The organism is Stenotrophomonas sp. SAU14A_NAIMI4_5, from assembly GCF_003086795.1.
Classification (GTDB): Bacteria; Pseudomonadota; Gammaproteobacteria; order Xanthomonadales; family Xanthomonadaceae; genus Stenotrophomonas.
In genome coordinates, this window is record NZ_CP026003.1 from 3506128 (window position 1) to 3523077 (window position 16950).

At 57.2% G+C, this 16950-nt stretch carries 12 protein-coding genes; 5 read left to right on the forward strand and 7 right to left on the reverse strand.

What is annotated here, in order from left to right:
* The first annotated feature begins 88 nt into the window (after window positions 1-88).
* Both C1925_RS16225 and C1925_RS16230 read left to right on the forward strand, forming a co-directional pair.
* Window positions 89-1627, forward strand: a complete 1539-nt coding sequence (locus tag C1925_RS16225) for a restriction endonuclease (protein WP_216821978.1) — start codon at window positions 89-91, stop codon at window positions 1625-1627.
* Window positions 1628-1638: 11 nt separating this feature from the next.
* Window positions 1639-2412 (forward strand): NYN domain-containing protein, encoded by a 774-nt coding sequence (locus C1925_RS16230; protein ID WP_108769785.1) that lies wholly within the window; start codon window positions 1639-1641, stop codon window positions 2410-2412.
* A 512-nt stretch (window positions 2413-2924) separates the two neighbouring features.
* Here the strand turns inward: C1925_RS16230 and C1925_RS16240 are convergent.
* Window positions 2925-4454 carry a MobA/MobL family protein gene (locus C1925_RS16240; RefSeq protein WP_108769787.1) on the reverse strand — a complete coding sequence of 510 codons (1530 nt, stop codon included), beginning with the start codon at window positions 4452-4454 and terminating at the stop codon, window positions 2925-2927.
* Window positions 4455-4721: 267 nt separating this feature from the next.
* Here C1925_RS16240 and C1925_RS16245 point away from each other — a divergent pair, with 267 nt between their 5' ends.
* Window positions 4722-6350, forward strand: coding sequence for a patatin-like phospholipase family protein (locus C1925_RS16245; protein ID WP_108769788.1), 1629 nt, complete (start codon window positions 4722-4724; stop codon window positions 6348-6350).
* A gap of 275 nt (window positions 6351-6625) precedes the next feature.
* Here C1925_RS16245 and C1925_RS16250 read toward each other — a convergent pair whose 3' ends face one another.
* From C1925_RS16250 to C1925_RS21150, 6 genes are all read right to left on the reverse strand, one after another.
* Window positions 6626-7045: a Shedu anti-phage system protein SduA domain-containing protein gene (locus C1925_RS16250; protein ID WP_108770742.1), complete on the reverse strand. Its 420-nt coding sequence runs from the start codon at window positions 7043-7045 to the stop codon at window positions 6626-6628.
* A 233-nt stretch (window positions 7046-7278) separates the two neighbouring features.
* Window positions 7279-8046 (reverse strand): HEPN domain-containing protein, encoded by a 768-nt coding sequence (locus C1925_RS16255; protein ID WP_159097546.1) that lies wholly within the window; start codon window positions 8044-8046, stop codon window positions 7279-7281.
* 109 nt (window positions 8047-8155) lie between these two features.
* A complete protein-coding gene (locus C1925_RS16260; RefSeq protein WP_108769790.1) occupies window positions 8156-8614 on the reverse strand; it encodes a hypothetical protein in 459 nt (152 codons plus the stop codon).
* Between the two features lie 102 nt (window positions 8615-8716).
* On the reverse strand, window positions 8717-8947 hold the full coding sequence (locus C1925_RS16265) for a hypothetical protein (RefSeq protein WP_108769791.1): 231 nt from the start codon (window positions 8945-8947) through the stop codon (window positions 8717-8719).
* 46 nt (window positions 8948-8993) lie between these two features.
* Window positions 8994-10067: a Shedu anti-phage system protein SduA domain-containing protein gene (locus C1925_RS16270; RefSeq protein ID WP_108769792.1), complete on the reverse strand. Its 1074-nt coding sequence runs from the start codon at window positions 10065-10067 to the stop codon at window positions 8994-8996.
* Window positions 10068-10900: 833 nt separating this feature from the next.
* Window positions 10901-11047: a hypothetical protein gene (locus tag C1925_RS21150; RefSeq protein ID WP_174213515.1), complete on the reverse strand. Its 147-nt coding sequence runs from the start codon at window positions 11045-11047 to the stop codon at window positions 10901-10903.
* A 354-nt stretch (window positions 11048-11401) separates the two neighbouring features.
* On the opposite strand from C1925_RS21150, the gene C1925_RS16280 reads away from it, so the two are divergent.
* Together C1925_RS16280 and C1925_RS21005 are read left to right on the forward strand one after the other, a co-directional pair.
* Window positions 11402-12793: a site-specific integrase gene (locus C1925_RS16280; RefSeq protein ID WP_108769794.1), complete on the forward strand. Its 1392-nt coding sequence runs from the start codon at window positions 11402-11404 to the stop codon at window positions 12791-12793.
* 498 nt (window positions 12794-13291) lie between these two features.
* Window positions 13292-16924, forward strand: a complete 3633-nt coding sequence (locus C1925_RS21005) for a hypothetical protein (protein WP_159097547.1) — start codon at window positions 13292-13294, stop codon at window positions 16922-16924.
* The last annotated feature ends 26 nt before the right edge of the window (window positions 16925-16950 follow it).

Sequence of the window (16950 nt, forward strand, 5' to 3'; positions counted from 1 at the left end):
GGGACGACGGAGCGGCCTGGAAGGATTTTTGCGGGCAGCTGGCCGGGCAGCGGCCGCAGCGCAGCGGGAGAGCAAGCGCCGAGAGCGGATGCAGGCCACGCAGCTGAGACAGTTGGAGCGCCATCAGCGTATGGCAGCCGCTCAGCAGATGCGGGAGCTGCGCGCGATGGAAAAGGAAGAAAAGGCGGCAGCCCGTTTGGCCAAGGCCGAATACCTTCAGGATCGACAGGCGGAGGCCGACGACCTCAACGCCGAGCTAAAAGACCGGCTGGAGGAGCTGGAGGGGTTGCTCCTTCACACCCTCTCGGTGAATGACACCATCAGCTTCGACAGCCTGCGGCACACGGATCCTCACCCCACCTTCAAGACACCCAAGGAGTTGATGCCAGGCGTGGCCCCAGCCCCGGTTGACGTGCTCGCCCCCACCGGCCTTGCACGGTTCTGGCCGGGCGCTGGAAAGCGACACTTGGCGGCTCAAACGGCAGCACGAGATACCCATCAACAGGCTCTGGAGCAGTTTCAGAGTGCGGAAGCGCAAAAAAGAAAACGCCTGACCGACCTACGAACCGAACATGAGGCGGCTCGCGCCCTCTACGATGCCGATGTGGCTCGTCGGAACGCGGAAGTTGATGCCTTTCAGCAGGCTTACAACGCGCACGAGCCAGACGCCGTCGTCGCCTACAACGACATGGTGCTGACACGCTCGGAATACCCCGCCGAGGGCTTCCCGCAGTCCTTCAAGCTGGCCTACGCAGAGGAATTCAAGGAACTGGTCATAGAGTATGACCTCCCAGAGGTGTCCGTCATTCCTGCCGAATCGGACTACCGCTACGTCAAGACCCGGGATGCTATCGACGCCAAGGCGCGTAAGGCAAGCGACATCAAAGCGCTCTACCAGGACATCATCGCCTCCATCACCTTGCGCACGCTGCACGAGGTGTTTGAAGCCGACCAAGCGGATGCCTTAGCGTTGGTGACCTTCAATGGCGTGGTCGATGCACACGACCCCACCACTGGGCAAGAGGTCCGCGTCCCTGTGGTCTCGGTCCGCGCGACCAAGGCCGCCTTCCTGCAACTACGGCTGGACCGAGTGGAAAAAATCCCATGCCTCCGAAACTTGGGCGCTCAGGTATCCAGCCGGCCGGATGAGCTACAAGCCATCAAGCCGATTGTTGAGTTCAACATGGTCGATAAGCGCTTCATTGCCCAGACAGACGTGCTCTCGGGCCTGGAGTCGCGGCCCAATCTGCTGGAGCTGACCCCTGGTGAGTTCGAAGCGCTGGTATCGAATCTCTTTAGTCAAATGGGGTTGGATACGAAGCTGACACGCAGCTCCCGCGACGGCGGCGTGGATGCGGTGGCCTTCGACACCCGCCCGGTGCTGGGTGGAAAGGTCGTCATTCAAGCCAAGCGCTATAAGGACACAGCGGGCGTCAGCGCGGTTCGGGACCTCTACGGAACCATGCTCAACGAAGGTGCCAGCAAAGGCATCCTAGTTTGCACCAGCGGCTACGGCACTGCGGCGTTCGAGTTCGCAAAGGATAAGCCCATCGAGTTGATCGATGGAGGCGGCCTGCTCTACCTCTTGAGGGAGCATGCAGGCCTTGATGCACGTATCGCAGCGTAAGGACCAACAAAATGGCAAACGGATCCGCCGCTCCCGATAGCAAAGTGGCTGTGTTGGTCGATTGTGACAATGTAAATCCTGAGATCGTTGACCATGCCCTACTGATGGGAGCTCAGTTCGGACGGGTGGTGGTTCGGAGGGGTTACGGCAACCACTCCACGCTGACCAAGCGTTGGCAGGAAACACTCGTCCGGCAAGCGTTTACCCCATGCCTGCAATACCAATACGCCCCTGGCAAGAACACGGCGGACATCGCGTTGGCGCTGGACGCCTTAGAAGCCATGTTCGACCAGCGCGCAGACACCTTCTGTTTGGTCACCAGTGACTCTGACTTCGCTTACCTGTGTCGTAAGCTTCGAGAGCGAGGCGCCACGGTTTGCATCGTGGGTGAAGCTAAGACGCCAGAGGCGTTGCGTAACGCCTGCGACCAGTTTTTTGAGTGGCAACCAACGGAGTCGAATGCGACCTGCGAAGAGTCGCCTGCCCCGACCGCTAAAGTCGCCCCCAGCAAAGCCGAAGTGGCCAAGCCGGTTCCCAAACGCCGCCCTCGCTTCCTTGTCGACGCGGTTGCCTTACTGGCCGATGGGACGACGGACGGGGAAGTGGTGCTAGGGACACTCGGCCACTATCTGAAGCGGACTGACCCATCCTTCTCGCCGAAGGCGTACGGCCACTCCGGCCTCCTGGACATGATCCAGACATACGACCTGCTGACAGCCACACAAGCGCCCGGCGGTCATTGGTTAGTCAGACTGGCACCACAACCCGAATCGACAGCTGCATGACTTTGTTACCGGCAGGCTTCTGTCATCCCTAGGCATTGAGAGTCAAATTCAATATTTGTGAACCAACGCAGATTCCGTCTCTTGCCAATCTGGGACGAAGTGCTTCGATGTGAAGACCCTTCATACTGAGAGCTTCAGAGATCCAATGCCTGCCAACGTAGAACTTCGCATCGCCAGCCGCCTCCTGCCCGCCCTCATGGCGCAAAGCGGGACCAGAGACGTCGCCGAACGCGAAGCCGATATTCAACACGCCCTGGATGTAGCCGCCGCTCTGATGCGCCGGTTCGCAGCATCACCTGCCGGACAAGCGCAGCAAGCCTATGTGCCCAGCGCCGGGGCGCGACCTGCCCCACGGGCGGCGACTGTAAGCCGAGATCAGGTGCCGCCAACGTTCGTTTCGCCCGACGAATGGCGCAAGGCACGCGGGCTGGCTCCCGCGCCGGTTCCTCGAAAGCCTTCTGGACCGACGATTCACTGAAAGACGAAGCCCCGCATCTGCGGGGCTTCGTCTTTCAGTGGAGGGTGGGCGGCCGTGGCTTCAAAACGGGAGCGGGGGAGTCCCTTGCAACCGGCGAAATGGTCTGCCGTTCAAGAGCGAGCTGGGACGGCGAAGGGAGGGTCTCCAGTTCGATCGCCTTGCGAAGAATGTCCGCGTCCACCTCTGCCAGCGCGTCAGCTGACCCACGCGAACGTGCCTTCTCCAACTCTTTTGTCCGCTGCTCAAGGGCCGACAAGCGGCGTTCCCGTCGCTGCGTCCATTCCGGCCTTGAATAGCCATTGGTTCCCAGGGGGTAGTCAGTGTTGAACCGCTCCCACTCGTGCTGAGCCAAGTGATGTAGGCGTTCGGCCCTGCCCAGCGACACCAACCGTAAAGCGCGCCCGAGGATAGCGGCTCGCAGTGCCCGGACCTGGAGAACCGCCGTGGTGATCCACTCTCTCAATGGGACCGTCTCTCCCACCCGTGCCAGTTCAGCTCGGGCCCATTCGAGACCAGCACGGATGCGCTGGGTCGAGAGGTCTGCCCTGGCGCGCGCGATGTCCTGGAGGTCACGCAGGGCCTGAGCCACGCGCTCGGCGAGACTGATGGGGCGCGGGCCTTCGGTTGCTTCGTGCTGGCGGCCCAGGACCTGAGGCAGCCGCATTCCGGACACGCCTCGAATATCGAGTCCGGGAGCCAAGCCCTGCATGGAGGCCGGTCGGCCACCTTGCGCATGACCGACCGACGCCGACATGGGAACTGCCCTGCCCTCACGCCCAGCTTGAAGGGTGAGATAGTCCAGATGTTCGGTGTTGCCCGCTTCGATGGCGTCATTCTCTGCCACCAGCCGGCTGTCCATGCCCTTCCGGGACAGCGCGGCGGCCGCCTTGCCCAAGTGCTTGGTCGGCTCTCGAGACAATGCCATCGCCTGGAGCTCGTCACCCCGGTCCGCCGCCGCCCGAGCCTGCTCTGCCAAGCTGCGGTGGTCAATCGTGACCGTCAGGCCAGCCGCTTCAAGGTGTGCGTTGGTCGCTTCAGCGACCATCTCCCGAACCCACTGGACTTGTACTTTTCCAGACACGCCGCCGTCCAGCTCTCGCGTCTTTTCCCCGAATCCCTCCGGCCCAATGCGCCGGGTGCTGGCAAGCAGGTGCACGTGATGATTGAGCCCATCCGGGGTTCCTGGGGAGTGGATGCTGGCTTGGATAGCGAACTGATAGCGATCCACCAACGCCTCGGCAATGGCAAACGCTAAGTGCGCGCGCTGTTCGTCGGAGAGCTCGTGCGGCAACGACAGCTCAAACTCCCGGGCGACCGTGGCGTCCTTGCGGCGCTCGGCAGCTTCGGCCACGGCCCAAAGCTCGCCGGGCACCAGTGCCCAGTCGGGCGCATGTGAAGGCGCGAGGCAGAAAGTCTCAACGACGCCGCTCCTGCGGCGGTAGTCATGCTGCTGCCCGGTGATGAGATCGGACAGCAGCAAGCCACCTCGATAGGCGGCCGCGGCGACAGCGGATTGGCCTTTGCCTCGGCTGAAGGTTTTGACTGATGCGTGGAAGATAGCCATAAAAACTCCTGAAAACAGGAGTCTTTATGGATCAGCTTCTGCGTTTGGCAAGCCTCCCAGAGGCTTGGGGTTCCAGGGGCGAAGCCCTTGGCGCACGCATCCGTCAGGATGCCTAAGTGCGCTCTTCGCCTCTTATTGCCAACTTCGCCGACCGACTGTCTCGCGAGATGACCTTGCCGAGGACACGTAGTGACTGCGAGTTCTCCAGTTGACTCGCGATATGATCTACTTGCAGTATCGACAACCGATCAAAATTCCAAAGGAAATATGGACGTATCCATTGCATTTCAGGGCGGGGGTGCCCGCGTATTAGAGCTGTTAGCAGCTGCGCAAGCTTGCCGCGCACACCAAGAAGAAAAAAAACTAAAGATAATACGCGCCTCAGGAACTTCGGCAGGAGCGATTGCGGCCGCCATGTTGGCCACCAACTGCGACATCCCAAAGGTTATTGAAGAGCTACCTAAACTTGAGCGGGAGGTCAGCAAGTCATTCCCCGCGTCTCGACTTAAAAAAGCAAAAATCGCATTCCGCTGGCTCCGGGGCCTTCCCATCTATAGCGAGAAGGATGTGGAAGACCTGCTAATAAAAATATTCGCCTTTGGCGGTGTAGATGCCCTACTTCCACTTGAGGACCTGGTTGACAAACGTTATGAACTGCGGATTCTTCGTTCAGACATTCGAGCCAACACCTCTAGAGATATCAGCCAGAATTCATCAGAGCGCCTCGTGGATGCACTCGTGGACTCCGCCGCAATCCCCTTTGTTTTTCGAACGCCAAAAAAATCAAATAGGCCTGAACTAATCGATGGAGGCATTTTCCAGAACCTGCCAGCGATTGAAGCAGCGAAGAATCTCCCTGAGGGCTGTGCTGTCCTGGCCTTTTCTTTCGACAAAGCCTCGCGAGCGGTCTCCAAAAAAACAACACTTCTGGAATACGGAAAAGCAATAATAGACAGCTTAGTCGACGAGCGAGTGGAGAGCTCCGTCCTAGGAATCAAGGAGTCTAATGTGATTAGACTTCCGCAGCACAGATCAACGCTCGACTTTAAGAGCATCTTTACCGAAAACTCTAGGAGAGGGTTCAATGATGAAGTTGTCTCCATCAAGAGCAAAGTCTTAGCTTGGAAAGATCGATACTATGGAGCGTCAGGCCACGACCTGCACTCTACGCACCCCGTAGATGTAGCAGCTGCCTCGAGCCTTGTGCGCAAACGAGCTCTAGATTTTTTCACCAAAGCTAAAAGCGCCACTTATCACGCCAGCCTCGTTCGACATGAGGTAACGTACGAGGCACTGGGATTGAATGTAGTCGAGAGCATCCAGATGGAAGTTCACATCGACGGAGAAAGAAATCCTGGACTTCAGTTTCTTCAATTTAACTATTACGCCGGATCTGACAGCTCACTCCTTAGAGATGTCGACCTTCAGGTTTACGATTCAAACGGAAATTCGAGGATGGCCCTCCTTCTCCCCTTCCGCATTGAAGGCTCTCGGATGGGCATTACCAACTTAGTAGGTTTAGATCGCCCGTTGGCAAGTGGAGATATGATTCGAATCGTCAAAGTTGAAAAAACATACAACGGCCTCGCTCGCTACGAGCAAGAAGGATTGTGCTGGGAATCATTTCGAATGACACCAGGCAAGACCACAGACAGACTTGAGATTGTTACCCACTTCAGGGACGCAAATTTTCCGAAGCATCACGGAGACGCACGACCCGATGAAATTAATCATAGAGAAGTTTACGAAGAAGTTGGCGAGGGCAACCAACTAAAAACGAAAACTCGGATTGACCCTTCTTATAAAGCCGGGTGGAAGTCACTCATTTCCGAAGTCGACCTCACCACCTTGACAAATGGAATGAACTTCGCTAGTGTTGTCTACTATAAAGATTAATCTTCTTGGGAGGCTGTGATGCGCGGAGTTCAAGAAATTTAACGCCTAGTTTGCCTTGGTGGAATTTTAGCAGCGGAAAAAGCCCGATACCTTTATGAGGTGTTGGGCTTTTTTATGCTAGGGCGTGCGCCGTTTATTCACCTGTCTGCGTCAGCGGGGCTAACCGGTGTAGGATTTTCCTTGCCAGATGGACAAGAAACCTACCGCTTTTGGCACGTTGTTTATCTGAACGTAGCCTGGGTGAGTCGCGGGATGCGCTCGCGCCTTCGCGGAGCCTACCATTGAACGCAAAGGTCATCCTCACGTTCAGCTGCAGCTTTTGGCTCTTCACCGAACTCTGGCAGCATCATCTCCGATAGGCGCTCTCCTTGAGCTAAGAGGTGTTCGTAGGTCATGACCGTGATTCCATGCATCCGCCGATTGAGGCCGTGGAATGCGCGCTGCTGCTCATCAGTCCAATCATGGGAGCGCCCAATGACGATGGTGGCGCGTGGGTGGTAGGCCACTACCTCTTCGTGGTCTCGCAAGCCCTTGTCTGCGAAGTCGTGGAGCATGTCGAGGTATCGGCGGCGTTGACCCACCGCTTTGGAAACGTCCGCAGAGAAATAGAAGTTATTGCGGGCTCTGTCGTAAAGCAGCACGTCCATGTCCTGCCACGTGTCTACGTTCCAGGAAGGATGATAGACCCAGGTCATGAGGGCTGAGCCTCCGGCGTAGTCCAGCGACCAGATGTCCCGGCGCTCGATATAGCGCCGCTTGCTCTCCCCTCGAGTGACCTTTCGGGCGATGAAGGACTCTAAGCTCGGCTCCACCTTGCCGCGACTAGAGAGCCGCCAAGTAGTGTCCTGCAGGAGGCGGGTGGGAAATAAGACATCGCTTTAGCCTTCATCTTGCATTCTATCAGGCGGTCTGCAATCAAGGCCCAGCATCAGCCCAGCTTCATCCAACGCTTAGCGTCGTCCACGACAGCCTGATCATCAGTCATATCAAGAGGCGAGTTCACCACGCGCCAGCCCGCAGAGACGCGCGTGCGCCTTCGATTGGCACTGTTGAATCGGAGATTGCGCCACACCAACCCCTCCCTGGCAGGGTGCTTCTTATCGGCCAAGATCTTCTCCAAATCGCCATTGGGGAGGTGCCCCACTCTCGGGGCTGCGATGCTTCGGGCGGCAATCGCAGCGACACTGTTCCTGAAGAGCTCCGAAGACGGGGTGTCAGCATAGTGGGCAACGTCAAGGGGCTCGCAATACTGACGTAGACGCCAGACGAGCAAATCCAAGCCACCCAGCTCGCTATCTTCCACATGGTAAGACCGAACCAGGTAGCGATCAAAGTCCCAGCGGACCAGATTGTCCAATGCTTCTTGTTCCACCTCGGTGAGCTCAAGATCGATTGAGAGCTTGGATCGAACGTCGGCGAAAGCGTCCGCTACTCTGTGACCTAGGCGCTTCGTGTCACAACGATTCAGCATGAGGATGCATTTCAGATACTTCTCGACAGCCTGCTCCGCTGCCGCCAGATACTGCGGATACAGCCTCGCTCTCATGGCCAACCGCGCAGCGATGTAGTCCCCGTCTCCTGTGTCCCGAAAACATCGAATAGCGAAAAGATTGACCTTCGCGTGAAGCGTCGGCGGTCGATAAGCAGCTCGCGCGGCCGCGATCTCCGCTCCAATGTCTCGGTTTTTCATCTTCAACCGCGCCTCCCGCACCACATATCCGTGTAGATGTGAGCGCAAGCCAGCTTCCAGCAGCTCGACGATGATCCGACCAACGTAGGGTGGAGAGCAGCAATGTAACCATCGGTCATGATGAAAAATCCTGGTAGTCTCCACGGTCCCAAGATCGGTAGCGCCAAGGGAGGACATCCTCCAAGGCCGTTATCCGCGGCTCTGGCATCACTGATAGCGCACGCGTGCCCAAAAGCAAGCGATCCAAGCGGTCGTTGGGAACGAACAGCCATGGCTGAACCGTCCAATCGACGGGGATACCACAATCCCTCGCCAGCGCCTCCTTCAAGGCAAGCCAGTGCTGATCCCAGCTTTTCAGGCGGTTCAACAGCGCAGGCAGGCGGTCCGCATAAGAGATTTCGCAAAGGTAGGCCGCTCGGTCCCGGACGCTCACAGCGACCGCGTCGCAATACCAGTGAGGCCCACTGGTATCAGGATTGCTCCCAGGGTTCAGCTGGATGCAACACTGTGCATTGATGAACAACCTTCGGTCCGCCCGGAGGAAGTCCAGCACTACGCTCTCGAAATGATCCATCCCGCCTCCTGACCCACTCCATGGCAGAGCAGCCTCCTTGAACACAAACGCGGCGGGCTGCATTCAACGCAGCCCACAACCCTCTCTTCCCCTCTCAGCAGCCTAAGCTCCCCGCTGGACCACAAAGACCAGCCCGGCGCTCTTCAGCCTGCGCCGCAGGTCTTCCACTTCTTCCAGACCCGGCTTGTTAGCAAACTCCAAGCGAATATCCGCGTCCTCCAGTCCTGGAATAGTCAAATATTCCTCGAACGAGATGTATGGAGTCGAGCCCAACTCCGAGCTTCCCTCGCATACTTTTAGATGAGGGGTATCTTTGTAGACTGCAACGCTCATCTCGACGTCCTTCGGGTTGGGGAATCTCTTTATACCTGGACATGGCCTACCAAGGAATGTCGTCGTCGGGTTCGACGGCCTCGACCGCCGCAGCTTCAAGGCCCGCCGTCGGCACCATCATCTCTATCAACCGCTCTCCCTGAGCCAGGAGGTGGTCGTAGGTGATGACCGTGATTCCATGCATACGCCGATTGAGGCCGTGAAGTGCTCGCTGCTGCTCATCCGTCCAGTCATAAGAGCGCCCAATGACGATCGTGGCCCGGGGGTGGTAGGCCACTACCTCTTTGTGGTCAACCAATCCCTTGTCTGCAAAGTCATGAAGCATGTCCAGGTAACGGTGGCACTGGCCGATGGCCTTTGAAACGTCCGCAGAGAAGTAGTAGTTCTTGTGACCCCTGTCATAGAGCAGCACATCCATATCCGGCCGCTTTAGCTCGACGATGTCCCTATATCCAGCAATCACGCTAGGCAACATCAAGTCGATGTTGTCTCCTGTGGTGATTGCCCTCACCTCGTCCCTGACCACGTAGGCGTTCCCAAAGGCCCAGCAGTGCCTTTCGCACCAAGATTGGTAGACCTGCTCGGCCGACTCACCACGGCCCAAGTTTGCACGCAGCTCAGCAACCGCTGAGCGCATTTCATTGAGCCGAATGGATCCCCGAAGCGCCTCGGTCAACTCATGTGTCAGCTCAGTGCTGGCCAAGTGCTTGACCAGCTCTGCTTGCGACAACACCTTGGTCAGCGCGCCGACCAAGGATTGCGGGTCATGCCCGGTGAGGTCGACGGTCCCGTTCGCCACCCTGATGAGAATGAACTCCCCTGCTTCAGATTGCTGGGCCAAAGGCAAGTGGGTCTGAAGGTATTTGAAAAGCTTGAGCGTGGAGGTCTCGGTCAAGGTGATGGTCTTGATCGGATCCTCCTCCCAGGGCGAGGCTTTGGTCTTCTTGAACCCCTCGAGCTTTATGGAGAACTCAGTGTGGCTAGTGTGAGGAATCAGCCACCCGACCACGTGCAACTTGGTCCTCGTGTTCTCGTTGAGGACAACGACAGGGACATAGTCCAGCTTGCCACTCTGAGCTGTTTTTCGGACCACTTTTGACACTTCGGCTGATTCGCTCATGCACTAGTCCTCGGCCCAAAAACCACTCTTACCACTCTCAGGACTGGCACCGCAGGGATGCCAGGTAACGCAGCGCTCCGGCCCTGTCCTGCCACGTGTCCACATTCCAAGAGGGATGATAGACCCAGGTCATGAGCGCTGAGCCCCCAACATAGTCCAGCGACCAAACATCCCGGTGTTCAAGGTATCGCCTTTTGCTGTGTCCACGGTTCACCTGCTCCGCCACAAATGGAGGAATGCCTCCCTCGCGACGGCCATGCCGAAGGAACCGCCAAGTGGTCCTGCCCAGCACGAGGACAACAGTTGGCCTAAGAACAGGCAAGATCTCCCGCACCAGCGCGTCACCCCCCTTCCTCAGCGCCTCATTGCGCGGGCGGTGATTGGCCTGGGAACCGGCGAAGGCTTGAGACAGGTTGGCGAACGCTACTCGCCGCCATGCGTCCGCAGCTTCCCCCAGTGGGAAGTCGTGTCGCCCGGTGAGCACCAGGTCCAGCGCCCTGAAGAAGGGACTATCCTCGCCTTCCCGGAGCGGCTCCGCCATCCCCCGGAAAGTATTTCGAGTGAAGGGACGGGTGACATCGAGCGAATCGGTCACCCCCTCCTTCCGGTAGTGCGACTCCCCCAACAGTAGGGTCCGCTGCCCGTTCATGCCATCCCAGTAAAGGTCACCGCAATACGGGAGAAATCGAACTTCATCGGTCCACTCGTGCTTATTTAGATCCGGCGTTGACTCACCTCTGGATGACGACGGAAGCAACGCAATCCCTGTCATCTTGGCTCCCTTGCCCTGTGGTGCAATAGAGACCGGCACCGACCGGTGCCGGTCCTTGAAACTACTTCTTTCCCTTCTTGGCCTTGTCCGGGGCCTGACTCAGGGCAGAGCCCGCCGCCGTCTTGGATTTACTGCCGGTTCGATCGTCACGCAAAACTGCACTTGCGGCCTTCGCCGCCTTCGGGCTCGTCTGCTCGTTCTTCGCCATAACGTCTCTCCTGACCACCACTTGTGGCAGCCGGATGATAGGAAAAACATTGGTTACATCTCACCAATATTTCCATCCGTTTATCACTCATTCATCTTTCAAAAAATGAATGGTTAGCTTATTTCGGTTAAACAGTACGGTAATGACTCCGAAAATGGGCCGCTCATCCGAACGCAAATCATTGATTTAAATACAAATGCGTGCGCATTTGGGGGCGGTACGATTGGCCAGGCCGAGACGCAAAACGGCACCTCTCAGGCAATGCCTAAGGCCATGAATAAAAAGCCCGTTTTTCGTTGACGATTTTTAGGCCCGCAGTATCTGTACTTCCATCCTTCAGATGGAAGCAACGCAGTGACCTCCTCCTCCTCCCAACACCTCAACTCCTACTTGGCCGACCCAACCGGCACGCTCAAGCTGACAGACGTTCGCATTGGCCGCGTCCGCATCGGCGAAATGATCGTGACTGGCCGAGAAGCAGCCATCCACGCTCAAGAGATCATCAACGACGCCTGTGAACGGACCCGTCGAGCGAACCTTGGAAAGAATGGCACGCGCTACCCCGAGCCGCTCCCCGTGGCCGCCCCTGCTCGATTGCTGTCTATCGAGATCCGGGACTACTTGGCTGACCGCGAGCGCATGGGCCTGACACGCAACACCATCGAGTCCACGGCGCGGACATTGAAGCTGCTCCAGATGGCCTGCGGGGACATTCCTGTTTCTCGAATCGACCATACCCACATCTATAGGTTGTGGGACCTTCTGCGCTGGTCTCCGCCGCTATTACTGTCGGACCCGATGTATCGCGATTGGACGTTCGAGCAGGCGGTAGCTCGAGGCAAGAAGTTGTGCGTCGATCCGCCTGCTCCCGCCACAGCTGAAAAGCACCGCAGGTTCTTGGTTACGTTCTTCGGGCGATTGGAAGAAGCAAAGGCCATCATCGCCTCGCCCATGCGCGTTTTCGCGGAGGTCAAGAAAGACCTGGCTATTGACCCCAACAAAGCCGAGAGGCTGTTTGATGAGCAGGATATGCAGCGCATCTTCGCCCCTCAGACCTTCATCCCGTGGGCAATGAAATCCCCGCATCGTTGGTGGGTGCCCATGATTGGCTTATATACCGGCGCACGTATCAATGAAGTGGCTCAGCTCAAGTTGCACGACATCGTTCAGGAGAGCGGCGTATGGTGCATCCGCATCCAAAAGACCATCGACAGCGACCTTGGCCATAAAGACCGGAATCGAAGCCGCCAAAGCCTAAAAGGCAAAGCAGCCCTCCGAACGCTCCCCATTCCCCAACCGCTGCTCGACGCTGGTTTCCTGGCGTTCGTGGAGGACATCCGCGCTTGTGGCCATCCTCGCCTCTTCCCCCACCTGTCTGCCGGCGTGCGACGCGACAATGGCGACACCAATGCCCGTTACAGCCAAGGCGTCCTCAATCAGTTCAGCCGATACATGAAGGATCTCGGATTTCCTAAAGGCGTTGGGTTCCACGCCTTCCGGCACACCCTTGCCACGGAGCTGCATCACATGGGGGTGGCAGATGAGGACATTGCCCTGGTCACCGGCCACTCCATCAGCAAGCGGGTCCCTGTGCTGCACGAGGCCTATTTCCACAAGAAGCCAGCGCAGGCACGAACGAAGCAGATCGCAGTCCTGGAGAAGTATCACCCTGACGTGGTGCTTCCGGTCTACCAAACGGGGCAGTTCAAGGCGGCGTTGTCGGACCCTCGCAAGTTCTACCCCTAAGTCATCCGCAGAAGATGTGAAGTCCTTCGCGAGCCGGGGACTTCTCTCAACTTCAACTACTGTGGTCGAACAGTCAGCACCAGTGCGGGAGGACATCCAAGCCTTGCACCCCGGCACCTATTCGTCGCGCAGCCATGTCCGCTCGAACACACAAAGTCCTTTGCGAAAAATCAACCTTAAGGCAATTCTAAATGGAGACTCGTTTCGCATCCTAGACCGTGTCTGCTTTGAGCCATGAGCTGCCGGCATTGAGCTGGGGCCGATTGACTGCGATCATCCATGCGACCGCTATAGGCTGAAGCCATGCATCCTTTCTTCAGAATCCAACCAGAAATGATCCAGCGCTTGGATGACACGACTGCCAGGCAACTAATCGGCAGGCTTTGCGAGAGAGACATAGCTCGCTCAGGGTTGCCTCCCTGTGTCTTCTACGGCGGCGATCAGAGGGCGACTGACGATGGAGTGGATGTCGAGATTACCTGCAAGCCCACGAAGCGATTGAACGAGAAGCTCACCCGCAGCGTAGCGATGGTCCAAGTTAAAGCGGAGAAGAAGCCTTTCGGGCCACAGAGAATTAACGGCGAGATGCAGCCGAAAGGTCGCCTGCGACCGTGCATTTCTGGCCTCGCCAAGGAGCATGGCCTCTATCTTATCGTCTCAACGAAAGAGAATCCTTCATTCAAGGTCAGGACGGCTCGAGTTGAGGCCATGCGAGGTGTCCTAGCTAGCAACGGCCTATCCAAGAAGGTAGAAGTGGACTTCTACGGGGCACAGGAGGTTGCGAGCTGGGTCGAATCGCATCCAGCTATAGCGATTTGGCTAAGAGAAGTGCTCGGTCAGCCACTGTCAGGCTGGAAGGGATATGGGCCCTGGGCATACAGGGAAACAACTCTCGACCGAGAGTTCATCTTGGACGAGGAAGGCCGAGTTTCAATTCCTGAGAGAACGGAGCTGGGGACGGTTGCGGAAGCGGTTGTAGCTATACGACGCGACCTTAGGGCTGGGAGCGCAGTCCGGCTCTTGGGTCTTTCAGGCTTGGGAAAAACGAGGCTCGCCCAAGCTCTGTTTGACCCTCGGATTGAGGCGCATGAGCCAGCCCTGTCGCCCAACAGCGCGATCTATACCGATATCGGTGACCGACCCTCACCCTCGCCTGAAGAGATGTTAGGAGCGATTTCCCTGTCAGCAGGCCCAACAGTCTTGGTCATCGACAACTGCGGACAGGACACCCACAACGCTCTAGTGGAGGCTTGCATCAAGGCATCCATCAGCCTGGGCCTCCTTACCATTGAATATGACGTCAGAGACAAGCTAGCCCCGTCAACTCGGGCCTACGAGCTGGAAGGTGCATCTGACGCGACCATAGATGAGATCCTTCGGGAACGCTATAAGCACCTGAGCTACCCCGACCGCGACGTGATTGTTCGAGCAAGTGATGGTAACGCCCGCCTTGCCATGGCGATTGCCGAGACGGCTCCTCAATCGGGCCAGCTCTCATCTCTTGAAGATGGCGAACTATTCCGACGTTTGTTTCATCAACGGGCTGACACAGGCGATGAGTTGCTGCGCTGCGCGCGTGCTGCCAGCTTGCTCTACTCCTTCAACGGAGAAGACATGGAGGAGGGCTCAGAGCTCAGGGTGCTCTCCGAACTCGCAGAAGTCTCGCCCAGCACCTTCTATCGCCAAATGGCTGACCTCAAACGAAGAGGGCTCTTACAGTCGCGAGGAAAGATGCGCGCGATTCTGCCCCAAGCGATCGCAAACTATTTGGCCAATGAGTGTCTTCAAGAAATCAGTCCATCAAAGGTGACAGACAGCCTTTTTGACAACGCCACATCGCGCGTCAAGGCATCTTTTGGCAATCGCCTAAGCAACCTAGGTAACTCTAGCGTTGGCAGTCAGGTAGTCACGTCTTGGCTATCGAAAGGCGGTGCTCTTTCAAAGATAGCATCTCTTAACAACGAGGAGATGCTCACGTTCAAAAGGGTTGCGCCAATAAACCCCTCCATGGCACTCGCTGCAGTCGAAGACTTCTTGCATGATGGCGAGCTAGGAAATCGCCTGGCACATGAGATTCCGGATCTCTCTAGCTTGGTGAACGCCATCGCATACGACCCAAATCTTTTCAGCCGGTCCGTATCCGCGTTGCAAGCGCTGGTAGGGCTGGATCAGTCCACAAAGGGCGACAACAATGGCACCAGAAAGAACCTAACCACCCTGTTCCAAGTTGTGCACTCGGGGACACACGCCCCCATTGGGATGCGCACTAGCGCAATCCGGGAGATGCTTAGTTCACATGACGAAGATGTATTTGAGATAGGACTGCATTGCCTTGATGCTTCGCTCCAGACACTTGGGCTGTCTAGTTCGGGTAACCATCGATTCGGAGCTCGCAGTCGAGACTACGGCTGGAGGCCACAATCGTTGGACGATCAGCAGCTCTGGTTCGCCGAGTTCTTGGCGGTTGCGGGCGATTTCGCCTCGTCCGCAAACGAGCGTGGGGCGCTTGTCCGCTCTACGATTGGAAAGCGCGCCAGGGACCTTCTGCACTTGGACGACAAGACTATCGATTCGCTCGTTCAGCTCACGCCTGTCTTCCAGACGGAGGATGGCTGGCCGGAGGCTTGGACTGCGGCAAAGCTGTTGCTACGCCGAACAAATATTAGTGAAGACCTGCGCCGACGGGTCGCCACGTTTGCCCAGACGGTTGCCCCTCGCGGGCTGCGCCAACGTGTGGTGGCAAAACTGCACTCACGAGAGCTCTTTGACGATGAAGATTTTGAGGTAGATCAATACGTCGAGCGGGAGCAGGAGTCCCAGTTCGAAGCAGTATCTGTTGGCAAGGAACTCGGGAAGGATAAGGCGCTACTGATGGAGATGCTTCCTCGGCTTATGGACCGAGGCTCCCGCGGAATGCCTTTCTCCCTCGGCCAAGGGGTCGCGGCCGCAGCTGAGGATATCCCCTCCCTTCTTGGCGCCATCGGCAGGATTTTAGGCGACACCGATGAGTCGCGCTTGAGCACGCTCTTCCTGCGGGGCGTAATGTCTGGGTGGTCGGAGCGCGACCTGAACCAGACAAACGCTTTCTTAGACAACTCTATACGCAGCCCTATCTGGGCTCGCTGGTATTCGGAACTCCAGTTGGCAGTCGTCTTTGATGACCGCGCCTTAGTGCGCACTATAGATGCGATTGAACATGGGGCGGCTCCTGTTGAAGATTTCACTTGGCTTAGCATGGGACGCACACTGGCACCGCATCGGGTCGTTGAGTTTGGGAGGCTTATTGACACCCTTGCGAGACGAGGGATGAGTGGCGTCCATACCGCCCTCGACACCTTGCACATGCAAGTCTTCAGCTCTAAGGAATTGGCAAAATCTGAACAGGCCGAACTTGGTGCCTATTGCTTAAGCTTCCTGTTGCGCTACGACTGGACCAGCTTGAAGGTGGACCAAACCATGGTCGAACATGAGTTGGAACAGGTCTTCGATTACGCCGCGAGGCATGCAAGTGGATTCGAGTCACTCAAGGATCTGATAGACAAGGTCATTAAGCACCGTCGTGGAAGCGGCCTCTTCGATCGCAATTCTAAGGGGCGCTTGATTGGTCCCGCCTTGATGAGATTTCCCGAACAGTGCCTGACGTATCTTATGAGCCACCCGTTGCTCAGCCAATCTGAGGATGCTGCCGAACTGCTGTTGCTCGAGAGCTCCAGTGCAGAGCGGGGATTGAGCAACCACGTTCCAGACGAAGTTCTTCTGATATGGATCATGAAAGACCCGGACCTGAGAGCTAAGTTTGCGATGAGGATGTGCCGTTTGGAAGCCGCAACCTCGACCCAAGAAATAGATGAGGGTGGCGCTTTTTCGTTAGCACGCAGGATCTACGAACTATCTACAGACAAGCTCTCAGCGGTCGCTATCCTTGGCAGCCGCCTGATCAGCAGCTCATTCTCCAGCAGGGAGATTCCTCACATGAGTTCCGGCATCAAGATGCTGGATACATTGCCAGCTCCCGCCACGCAGAAGGAAGCTGAAGAAAGACGTCGGATCCGCAAAGAGCTTTCCAACCGCATTGAGTGGATGACTGATCTGGGAAGATCTAGCAGGAGGGAGCCAGAAGGGTTCGAGTAGAACTTCGGCAAACGAAGATAGCCGCT

What these genes read in the sequence shown, in the direction of transcription:
- C1925_RS21150 (WP_174213515.1), bottom strand. Translation starts at nt 11,047, where the DNA reads ATGGCGAAGAACGAGCAGACGAGCCCGAAGGCGGCGAAGGCCGCAAGT.
- C1925_RS16240 (WP_108769787.1), bottom strand. Translation starts at nt 4,454, where the DNA reads ATGGCTATCTTCCACGCATCAGTCAAAACCTTCAGCCGAGGCAAAGGC.
- C1925_RS16270 (WP_108769792.1), bottom strand. Translation starts at nt 10,067, where the DNA reads ATGAGCGAATCAGCCGAAGTGTCAAAAGTGGTCCGAAAAACAGCTCAG.
- C1925_RS16265 (WP_108769791.1), bottom strand. Translation starts at nt 8,947, where the DNA reads ATGAGCGTTGCAGTCTACAAAGATACCCCTCATCTAAAAGTATGCGAG.
- C1925_RS16225 (WP_216821978.1), top strand. Translation starts at nt 89, where the DNA reads ATGCAGGCCACGCAGCTGAGACAGTTGGAGCGCCATCAGCGTATGGCA.
- C1925_RS16250 (WP_108770742.1), bottom strand. Translation starts at nt 7,045, where the DNA reads ATGACCTGGGTCTATCATCCTTCCTGGAACGTAGACACGTGGCAGGAC.
- C1925_RS16230 (WP_108769785.1), top strand. Translation starts at nt 1,639, where the DNA reads ATGGCAAACGGATCCGCCGCTCCCGATAGCAAAGTGGCTGTGTTGGTC.
- C1925_RS16260 (WP_108769790.1), bottom strand. Translation starts at nt 8,614, where the DNA reads ATGGATCATTTCGAGAGCGTAGTGCTGGACTTCCTCCGGGCGGACCGA.
- C1925_RS16245 (WP_108769788.1), top strand. Translation starts at nt 4,722, where the DNA reads ATGGACGTATCCATTGCATTTCAGGGCGGGGGTGCCCGCGTATTAGAG.